This window comes from Collinsella aerofaciens, from assembly GCF_039062315.1.
GTDB classification, from domain to species: Bacteria; Actinomycetota; Coriobacteriia; order Coriobacteriales; family Coriobacteriaceae; genus Collinsella; species Collinsella aerofaciens_BG.
This window is the reverse complement of record NZ_JBCJBG010000020.1, coordinates 24,137-33,461: the sequence shown is the minus strand read 5'-3', so window position 1 is coordinate 33,461 and position 9,325 is coordinate 24,137. Positions and strand designations below refer to the sequence as shown.

The window sequence follows — 9,325 nt, the reverse complement described above, 5'->3', positions numbered from 1 at the left end:
GCCAAGGAGCCGCAGGCGACGCGGAGTGAGGCGTAGCCGAACGGAGGGCAAGGAGGCGCAGCCGACGCGCAGGGAGCCGAAGGCGACCGGAGTGCGAGCGTAGCGAGCGCCAAGGAGCCGCAGGCGACGCGGAGTGAGGCGTAGCCGAACGGAGGGCAAGGACGAAGGATCTTCTTGTTTGTATATCGTTCGATCATTAAATGCTTTCTGGTAGATTTCTCCGTTTCTCCCTTTATCTCAGACTAAGTGAATCTTATTCACTCTAGTCAGACTTGGTGGGTTGTATGAACCCATAGTTGTGGTTATTTCAACCCATAGTTGTGGTTATTTCAACCCATAGTGCATGGGTTAACTGAACCCATAGTTGGCATGGGTTATTTCAACCCATAGTCTCGTGAGACAACCCATAGTTGATAAGTTGGCCCAGGTTAACACATGCTCAAACTATGGGTTGAAATAACTATTCCGGTACTTTTTGGCATTTTTCGATCGCTTTCTATAGGTTGGATTAACCCATAGAAAGAAAAGTGCTTAAATTGTCTGTGGGTTCTTTCAACCCATAGCTATACCGTCACGGAAAAGCGTCCGCGATCTCTGTCAGCAAGACTATGGGTTGTCCTAACCAATAGTCTTGCTGAAGAATAGTTATTTAACCCCCTATCAATAAAATGATTTTTCGCCAAACTATGGGTTAAAACAACCCATAGTTATACTGTAGGTTCTTTCAACCCATAGCTTGTAAGAAAAAGAAATAGGGCTATGGGTTTATACAACCCATAGCCCTTCAAACTAGGCAGAATGCTTTGCGTCCCACTGGGCTTTGCGTTTCGCCGAATTCTCGGCGCGTTGCTTTTTCCTACCCTCCTCGACTTCGAGCCTGCGCTTAGCGATCGCCGTCATATCGAGCCGGTACTCAACAGATTTGTTATTACCACGCGGCGACTTAATCAAAAGACCGAGTTCGACGAGCTTATCGATTCTCTTCTTGACGTTCGACCGATCCGAGTTGACGTCCGCCGCCATGGTGGCAAGGCTGATGTAGCAGGTGGATTTGTAAACGTCCTTGCGCTGGAACGACCAAATCCGCCCCATGATATCGGTGTCAAGTCTAGGCAAACCGAGCTCGAGCATCCACGGCGGCTTGATGATCGCGACCTTCTCGCTGACCATATCCTGCACCATGTGGGCGACACGGGACGATTCATCCGATGCCCGGCGAAGTGCTTCGCGGTGACTCTCACTATTGGGCATGGCGGCATCTGTGACGGCCTGATTCGCGAAATCGGACGCCGCCCCCATTCCAGACGGGCTTGCGGGGCCGGACGGGTGGCTATCCGTGTCCCACGGATAGCCACCGCCCACGTCCGGTTTTAAATTTCTGGTATCCATAAACTAGCCTCTCGTTGAGGCTATCTAGCCATCAGTCGAAGTGATGCCATAGTATTTTGGTAGTACTTCAACATAGGGACCCAAATCGGAGCATACGTGTGCTAGGATTGCAGGTAACAGGCCAGAAAGCCACATTTGAACATGGAAAAAGCCCTTCTTACTTGGCGGTAGGGGGCTTTTTTCATATCTATTTTTGCTCTTTAACACGCTCCAAAAACTCGGCGATAGCGATTGCCGCCATAGACGACTTAGCTACACCGCGGCTCTTCGCGTAGTCATCGAGATCACGCCAAATTTCGAGAGGCAGAGTAACCTGGATTCTTTTCTTCTCCTCGGCCACTGCCATAGACAATTACCTCCTTCGTTGAACAAACGAAATCGTACCACTACTGATTGAAACAAAGCGTATCACAAATACTGTCTAAAATACAAACTAACACAGAGTGGTACACCTAAATTCGCTAAATCTTTTCGTCGGCCAGATAGGCACTCGAGTTTCCAAAAGGGGTACAGGAAATTGCCGAAAAGGGCACAGGGGCGGCAAGTGATTCACCAAAAGTGAAGGTGGGCCCTCTTACCCAAGCGTTACTCGTTGCTTTGAATGGCAACGCACTAGGGCGACAGGAGTACTCGGGAGACCTGCCTGTATATTATGCAGCTGATTGAATGGCAACAGGGCCGGCGACGCTGCCGGCCCTATAACTGTCCACGCGGGGCAGGCCGCGCATGTTGAGTTTAACGCATCTCGTGACTGTTCAGATTCCGTGCACCGGGCGATTTGTTTTGGTCGTTTAGCTGGGCTAATGGTGGTTATTGGCTGCTGGGCTGGAGGATTTGGACTAATAGTTGCTAATAGTGGCCGGATGAAGAGCTGTTCAAGCTATTAGAAGCAATAGCGAATACGGTCTTGGCTGGAAAACAGGTCGCGAGCAGGGGAGGGCCGAGCATGTACGGACCGGTGAGCAAGAACGGGCCGGCGTTGGAATTTGGGGAGATCGGCGAGGAAGTTAAGGATGAGGTTCGGCGGCAAGCGACTGGCGAGGCCGTCGAGAGAGCCAGGGGCAAGCTCAAGGCCCGTGACGAGCGCGAAGACGATCCGTTTTGGGGTCGCGGGAATCAAGAGCACCTTCGTCGAGCTGCGGAAAGACTGGATTCCGGCGAGGGAGTGGAGCACGGATTGATCGAAGAAGAATGACGCTCTGCTAGAATCAGCAGCGCTGTCGGCAGTCCTCGTGCCGGGCAGGGCCCTCCATCCGATGGGAGGTGATGCCCATGACCGATTTCACCGAGTTCGTGAAGCTCCTGACCGCCCTGGTCTCGCTCCTCACGGCCCTCGTCGGCCTTTCCAAGGCACTCAAGCAGGGTTCGAAGCCCAAAAAGAAAGGTCACCGTCGCTAAGGCGGTGACCTAACTCTTCAAAGCAACGGCTCTGCCCAGCTTCCTACGACTTGGGCTGCCGTCGGCACCATTCTACCCGTTTGACATTGCTGTTGTCGATGCGCCGTATCAAGAATCCACGGCAGCGCTCGTGGTTGCAAAACAGCCCAACAAATAGTGGCTATTAGTCAGTTCGACTGTCCAAAAGGCCTAATAGTTGCTAATAGTGGCCAGTTGGCAACGGATTTGGGCTATTAGTTCTAACAGTGCCTATACTATGACCCCACAAACGGGACACGGTTTTCTGCCCGCACGAGGTTTTGAAGTTTTAGCTGGGACAATCCGGCAGATTGGAGCACAGAACATGAGGTTCGAACGCCTCATGTCACTCAAAATACGTCTCCTCAACTGCGCAAAGGAGAACGGTTTTTAGCGACAAGGAGACAATGGAATGATCTGGTTCACCAGCGACACCCACTTCGGGCATGAGAACGTGCTGAAGTTCACCGACCGCCCGTGGGAGACGATTTGGCAGATGAACGATGCCATCGTCGACAACATCAACGGTAAGGTTGCCGTGGATGACGAGCTCTACATCCTAGGGGATTTCTCATTCAAGATGACCGCCCGGGACGCCTATGGGCTGCGCAAGCGGATCGCCTGCAGGCGCATCCACCTCGTCCCGGGAAACCACGACAAGGACTGGACCCAGCCGGCGGTCGCTGGCGCCTTCACCGTGGAGCCGCCGATCTGCGTGCTCAAGATCGACGGGCAGAAGATCGTCCTGAGCCATTACCCCATGGCCGACTGGCAGGGCATGAGCCATGGATCGTGGCACCTCCACGGGCACATCCACAGCAGCGGAGGCGCGTACAACGAGCTCAACCGCAAGCAGGGCCTTCTGCGCTACGACGTCGGTTGCGATGCCAACGGGCACTCCCCGGTGAGCCTCGACGAGCTGAGGGAATGGTTCGCCGGAGTCGACGAGCCGTGCGGCCGGGTGAAATGGCCCTGGTGGGTCAACGAGACAGGCGACAGGCAGGTCGAGCGCGAGCTGGCGGCGTACAAGAGGGAAGAGGCGATTCGATGACGGTCTATGTGACGGGCGACATCCACAGTGGGCTCGACATGCAAAAGCTCCGCGACTGGGAGCTTGGCGACAGTCTTACCAGCGACGACTATCTCATCGTTGCCGGTGACTTTGGCTTTCCGTGGAACTTCTCTGCCGAGGAATGCGCCGACATCGCCTGGCTGGAGTCGCGCCCCTACACGGTACTGTTCGTCGACGGCAACCACGAGCGCTTCGACCACTGGGAGGAACGCCCCATGGAACCGTGGCATGGCGGGCTGACGCAGCGCCTGTCGGATACTTCGTCTATCCGCCGCCTCATGCGCGGGGAGGTCTTCGAGCTCGACGGCTCGACGGTCTTCACCATGGGCGGTGCCACGAGCGTGGACAGGGAATACCGCGTGCCCTATTCCAGCTGGTGGCCTCAGGAGCTCCCGGACGAGCGCGATTTCGATACCGCGCGGACAAAGCTCGACGAAGTCGGCTGGAAGGTCGACTGCGTCATCACCCATACCTGCGCCACGCGCATGCTCTCGCCGACGCTCTACCCGGACCCAGGCTGGGAACGCCCTGATGTGGACCGGCTGACCGGATTCCTCGACGAGCTCGAGGACCGCCTGGACTATAAACATTGGTATTACGGCCATTTTCACCGAGACGGCAACCCGGACGAACGGCACACGGTGCTGTATGACCGGATCGTGAGGCTCGGGGACAAACTCCTGCCGTGGGGTGCGTACTGATGACGGCCTATGTGACAGGCGACGTGCACGGCAGGGCCGAGTACGGGTCCAGCAGGTTCGCCTTCAGGTCTTGGCCGTTGGGCCGCACGCTGACGCGCGATGACGTGGTGATCGTGGCCGGCGACTTCGGCTTTGTCTGGGATGGATCCAACGCCGAGAAATACTGGCTCGACTGGTTCGAGTCGAAGCCGTGGACCACGTGTTTCGTAGACGGCAACCATGAGAACCATCACGCCTTGGCTAATCTGCCGGTACGGGAGTGGAACGGTGGGCTCGTCCATGAGGTGCGACCGCGCGTGCTGCACCTGATGCGTGGGGAGGTGTTCGACATCGGCGGGCTCACGGTCCTTGCCATGGGCGGTGCCGCGAGCAACGACAGGCAGTATCGCAGGGAGGGGAGGAGCTGGTGGCCCGAGGAGATGCCGAGCGAGGAGGAGATGGGGCACTGCCGCGCCTCGCTCGACCGCGTGGGCTGGAGGGTCGATTGCGTTGTGACTCACGAGGCCCCTGCTACCCTTGCTGAGGTGCTGTGCCGCGAGCATGGACGCGGGTATCGTGGCGACCGGCTGCAAACCTTCCTGGGCGAGCTCGATGGGCGGCTCTGCTACCGAGCCTGGTTCTTCGGCCACTACCACGGCGACAAATGGTGCGACGACAGACATCGCCTGATCTACCGAGACATCGTGCCGATTGAAGATGCTGCGCCCGCTTCTAGAAACCTTCTAGAAGCGCTCTAGAAGGTTTCTAGAAATTAGGCGCCATATGGACTATTCCAATTCAAAAGTCTGGTCGAGGGAGTTCGACCCGGCACCCATCCCGTCGACTTTCACTTCGATGGGAGACATGTCATTGAGATCAAAAATCGACACACCGTCGCATTCGCCTCCCGGCGCAGGCCCTTGCGAAGAGAAGTGGTCTTCCTGCAAATCGGCGGCAAACCCGCGAGATAGCATCTGCTTATTTTGATAAGCCGTGATGTAGCTACCAACAGCGCATGAATCTGCCGATCGGTTGTTAATGGCGTGCCAGCGAACAACGGCAACCTTCCCGCCATCGCCAGCCGAGGAATCATGCACCTCGACGCCGGTGGCTGAATACTCCATCTTGCCGTAAACCCCGTCTTCCTGCGCGTTATCAGAATCGGCGACCTGAACTGCCGTCTGACGATCGTCTGCCTGGCTGCACCCAGAGGTCATAACTAGGGCGGCTGCCAGAACACCCGCAGCCCCAAAGTTCCGAGCTAGGTTGATTGCCTTTTTAACAGAGAGATGTTCCATCGACTACTCCAAACTTAATTGTTTTTGAATGCCATCAGCCAAACAGCCAAGCCCCAATGAGCATGACCACTGAAACTGCTGCAAGCGAAGCCCAGACGGCATTTTGACAGGTGATGACACCGCTGATGGTGAGCGCATTTGCGCCGGCACCATCAATGACAGTCCAGACGAGTGCCGTGACCAAAAAGACGACTAGCCCTGCCGTTATCAACTCACGGCGAGACGGCCTTAGCTTGTCGGACATATCTACTCGCCCCTCGCCTTGGTCATGACCTCGACCTTGGCCTCGGCCACGGCCGCCCGCTGCTCGGAGGCGGCGAGGCGATCCTTGAGGGCGGCGACCTCGGCCATCAGGTCACGCTGGGCGAGGAGGGAGACGTTGAGATCGGCCTGAGCCTTGGCCGCGGCGTCGACCGCGCCCCTCATGCTTTCAATTCGATCGTCTTTTGCGGCTGATTCTGCCAAGAGCTGATTGTTCTCGGAATCGAGCTTCTTGAGCTGCGAGAGGTAATCGGCGACGGTGGCGTGGAGCTCATCGTTCTCAATCTCCAAGCTCGCAGTATCCAGCTCGAATTTCTCTTTGATGGCGGCGACCTGCTCGACGCAATTAGATTTGATGCTCTGAATCTGTTCCATTGCACTTTTCTTGGCAGCGTCGGCGTCCTCGCGGGCAGCACGAGCCTCCATCGCGGCAGCTTCGGCAGCGCCCACGATGATGCGCTTAACCCGCTCGACCGCCTCATCGAGGACGGCCGATGCGTCGAGCGCAGCCTTCACGCCGGGAGTGGCGTTAGGGTGGTAGCCATCGACCAAGCGGGCGACGGTATCGGCCTGCGAGAGACCAAGGCTCGTGCTGATGTCCTTTATGGCGTCACGGGTCTCCGATGAGACATTCAGACTGGTCATTTTCTTTTCGGACTGGACTTGGTTTTCGGCCATGATGCGGCACTCCAATCAACAACGGGCATGGCTCCGCCATGCCATATGGCTGGGAACAATGCACGGCCGCTGTTGAGTTGTCTTTTTCCTGCGATCGGTGAGTTCTAAAAGGCGTCTCAAGTCATGCGTTCACGCAGGTTTTCGGTTAGAGAAATACCGCACCCTTATATAGTAACGCCGCCGCACTCGGGCCTATTAGGCAAATCGCGAAACGACAGACGGACTTATTTCCTGACGCCCACCAATCCGCGTTCACGAAGGATGCGGTACAGCGTTGATTTGGAGACGCCAGTCGCAGCGCAAATATCGGGAATAGGAGTCTCTCCTCCAAGATAGAGCTTTACTGCGGCATCGGCTTTGACGCCGGCAGTGCGAGGCCTGCCACCCACGTTGCCGCCGTGGCTCCGTTTGACGGCGATACCCTCGGCCTGGCGTTGCCTGATCAGATCTCGCTCAAGTTCCGCGGTGCAAGCATGGGTGCCAAGCACGAAGCGCCCGAATGCGGTATCTAGATCCACGGGCTGTTTCAGGGACGTGAGCTTCACGCCGAGGTTTCGAAACATAAGGTCATAGTTGAGCAGCTGCCTGGTCGATCTGGTCAAGCGCTCCCAGGATTCGACCACCACCTCGTCGCCCGCCCGCATCTTCTTGAACAGGCGCTTCTGCTGCGTCCGGTCGCCGTCCTGGGCACCCGTGACCTTGTCCTTGTAGATATGGCCATAGGCCACGCCAGCGTTCACCAGAGCCTCGATCTGGCGGTCCAACCTCTGGTCTTTCGTGCTCACGCGAGCATATCCGTAACGTGTCATTTCAGCCTCCTGCCTCGTATTTGATTTTCCCATGGGAATTGACGCGGAGGTTTTGACACTGGGTTTTGGCACTCGACGTTCACGGCATCGAGGGTTCGGTTTTCGAGTGCCGCGCGGCATACGTTTTGAGACTGTGGCTATCTGGCGATTAAGTTCGACAGTCGCCGCTTCAGCTAGAATTGACAAGACGACGCATTCCGTGCGCGGGCGGCCGACAATTCGATTGGAGGCTTCCCTATGCTAAAGATCCTTGATGCGCTGGCCGCCCTTGCGACGGTCGGCACGTTCGTCATTGCGTTTTTCGATTCGTATGATGTCCGAGTTAAGGTCCGTAGGCGTACGCGCGGTGCGGACGGTGGACGGCATTTGCGCCGCAACAAGCGCAAATAAGAATGCCCGGGGTGGAGCCCGGGCATTTAACTAAACCAGAAAACTAGGCCGCCCGCGCTCTCGATACTTACACGGGATGCGTCGTCTTCTACGGTGATTTTACCCTCTTTAGTCAGATAAAACCACCGTATGCTTGGGTTTTCATGCGAGTTCATCCATCGTTCATGCGATGTGAATCGCAGCGACAGTGCGATACCGCCCGAAGGCTGCGACTACCCCCAATGTCCGGCTACGTCGACGACCCAGTGCTGCCCGGTCGCCTGCTGCTCGTAGTGCCCCTGGTCCTCGCTGGTGGTATAGGAGTCATCGATCACAGATCCGCCAATACCGCCATTATCGACATCGTTATCGCACCACGCCCATGCAGCAGCCTTGCTGTCAAACGGTCCGACTTTGGTTCCACCATGGTTGACCCAGTAGCGTTCATGGCGCACGTACACCACGTTCGGGACCCAGACCTGGCCGTAGTCGATCTCCCAGTGGCCCTGCTCGGGGACCCACTTCTTCTGGGGCTGGGAGGAGGACGAGAATCCGCCGAGGCTTCGGAGATAGCGCTCGACCCGAACAGGCCGCGGACGGATGAAGTTAAGTTCCGCGAGATGTCGCGCGAGATTTTCGAAAGAGTATATTTGCCCGACGAGTGGAAGCCGGCGTACAACGCGGCGAGGCGCACGAGATCACAGCTGCATTGGATCGATCTCAGAGAGCATCCGCGGTCATTCGATGAACTGGGGGGCGTGTGAAGGACGACCGCGGATCGCAAAGGGTATGGCGATACCGATGAGGAATGGTCGAGGGCGTATCGACGCAATGGCGCGGTGCGACTCACCATCACCCTGCCCGACGGCGCGACCAAGGTCATGTATGCGCCAGACCCGACACCGCGGGCGTGGTTCGACGACTTCCTGGCGACAACTCTCCCCGTCGAGTTCCTGCCGCAGGACTACATCAGGGGCGTCTTATTGGGGGGGACGACCACATGGAACCCCGGGAGATCAAGCTGTACGGTTGATCCATCCGTCAACAACATGTCAAAGCCCCAAAACCCAACAGGATCACGAACGAGGGGATGAATTGACCGCCCGGGTATTTGCGCCCGGGCGGTCAATTTTATCAACCATGGGCGCGATTCTGTGAGGCCATTTTTCTGGCATCCGCCGTTTGCTCCGGCCTCAACGCACCCATCGACCGTTCGGTAAGCTTTGCGAACGCGACCACGCGCGCATTTGTCGAACAATCAAATGTCCGACAATGTCTGACGGAGCTGTCAGACATTCACGCACGAACAGGCGAGCTTCGCGAGCGATTGTAGGCAACTAGTAACCCCAGCTG

13 protein-coding genes are annotated in these 9,325 nt (G+C 56.8%); 7 read left to right on the top strand and 6 right to left on the bottom strand.

Annotated features, from left to right (window positions below; all coding sequences use genetic code 11):
- Window positions 1-789 precede the first annotated feature (789 nt).
- On the bottom strand, window positions 790-1,389 hold the full coding sequence (locus ABCP74_RS08640; RefSeq protein WP_343001652.1) for a hypothetical protein: 600 nt from the start codon (window positions 1,387-1,389) through the stop codon (window positions 790-792).
- Window positions 1,390-1,576: 187 nt separating this feature from the next.
- Complete coding sequence (locus ABCP74_RS08635) at window positions 1,577-1,735, bottom strand: ribbon-helix-helix domain-containing protein (RefSeq protein ID WP_082421961.1); 159 nt, start codon at window positions 1,733-1,735, stop codon at window positions 1,577-1,579.
- 600 nt (window positions 1,736-2,335) lie between these two features.
- Between ABCP74_RS08635 and ABCP74_RS08630 the strand changes: the two genes are divergently transcribed.
- The 5 genes from ABCP74_RS08630 (at window position 2,336) to ABCP74_RS08610 (ending at window position 5,315) form a co-directional block, all read left to right on the top strand.
- Window positions 2,336-2,584 (top strand): hypothetical protein, encoded by a 249-nt coding sequence (locus ABCP74_RS08630; protein WP_155086624.1) that lies wholly within the window; start codon window positions 2,336-2,338, stop codon window positions 2,582-2,584.
- 77 nt (window positions 2,585-2,661) lie between these two features.
- The gene (locus ABCP74_RS08625; protein WP_256637919.1) at window positions 2,662-2,787 is read left to right on the top strand and encodes a hypothetical protein; all 126 of its coding nucleotides are present in this window, start codon (window positions 2,662-2,664) and stop codon (window positions 2,785-2,787) included.
- Window positions 2,788-3,217: 430 nt separating this feature from the next.
- Window positions 3,218-3,856, top strand: a complete 639-nt coding sequence (locus ABCP74_RS08620; RefSeq protein WP_343001655.1) for a hypothetical protein — start codon at window positions 3,218-3,220, stop codon at window positions 3,854-3,856.
- Window positions 3,781-4,578, top strand: coding sequence for a metallophosphoesterase family protein (locus ABCP74_RS08615; protein WP_343001656.1), 798 nt, complete (start codon window positions 3,781-3,783; stop codon window positions 4,576-4,578). Before ABCP74_RS08620 ends, ABCP74_RS08615 begins: the two co-directional genes overlap by 76 nt.
- On the top strand, window positions 4,563-5,315 hold the full coding sequence (locus tag ABCP74_RS08610; protein ID WP_343001657.1) for a metallophosphoesterase family protein: 753 nt from the start codon (window positions 4,563-4,565) through the stop codon (window positions 5,313-5,315). The genes ABCP74_RS08615 and ABCP74_RS08610 overlap by 16 nt, the downstream gene beginning before the upstream one ends.
- 30 nt (window positions 5,316-5,345) lie before the next feature.
- Here ABCP74_RS08610 and ABCP74_RS08605 read toward each other — a convergent pair whose 3' ends face one another.
- The 4 genes from ABCP74_RS08605 to ABCP74_RS08590 all read right to left on the bottom strand — a co-directional run bounded on the left by ABCP74_RS08605 (window position 5,346) and on the right by ABCP74_RS08590 (window position 7,603).
- A complete protein-coding gene (locus ABCP74_RS08605; RefSeq protein WP_343001658.1) occupies window positions 5,346-5,855 on the bottom strand; it encodes a DUF5067 domain-containing protein in 510 nt (169 codons plus the stop codon).
- Between the two features lie 34 nt (window positions 5,856-5,889).
- Window positions 5,890-6,099: a hypothetical protein gene (locus ABCP74_RS08600; protein WP_343001659.1), complete on the bottom strand. Its 210-nt coding sequence runs from the start codon at window positions 6,097-6,099 to the stop codon at window positions 5,890-5,892.
- Between the two features lie 2 nt (window positions 6,100-6,101).
- The gene (locus tag ABCP74_RS08595; RefSeq protein ID WP_343001661.1) at window positions 6,102-6,794 is read right to left on the bottom strand and encodes a hypothetical protein; all 693 of its coding nucleotides are present in this window, start codon (window positions 6,792-6,794) and stop codon (window positions 6,102-6,104) included.
- 224 nt (window positions 6,795-7,018) lie between these two features.
- The gene (locus ABCP74_RS08590; protein WP_161145404.1) at window positions 7,019-7,603 is read right to left on the bottom strand and encodes a recombinase family protein; all 585 of its coding nucleotides are present in this window, start codon (window positions 7,601-7,603) and stop codon (window positions 7,019-7,021) included.
- A gap of 237 nt (window positions 7,604-7,840) precedes the next feature.
- Between ABCP74_RS08590 and ABCP74_RS08585 the strand changes: the two genes are divergently transcribed.
- Together ABCP74_RS08585 and ABCP74_RS08580 are read left to right on the top strand one after the other, a co-directional pair.
- The gene (locus ABCP74_RS08585; RefSeq protein WP_343001662.1) at window positions 7,841-7,993 is read left to right on the top strand and encodes a hypothetical protein; all 153 of its coding nucleotides are present in this window, start codon (window positions 7,841-7,843) and stop codon (window positions 7,991-7,993) included.
- Window positions 7,994-8,214: 221 nt separating this feature from the next.
- Window positions 8,215-8,736, top strand: coding sequence for a hypothetical protein (locus ABCP74_RS08580; protein WP_343001663.1), 522 nt, complete (start codon window positions 8,215-8,217; stop codon window positions 8,734-8,736).
- Window positions 8,737-9,325: the final 589 nt, after the last annotated feature.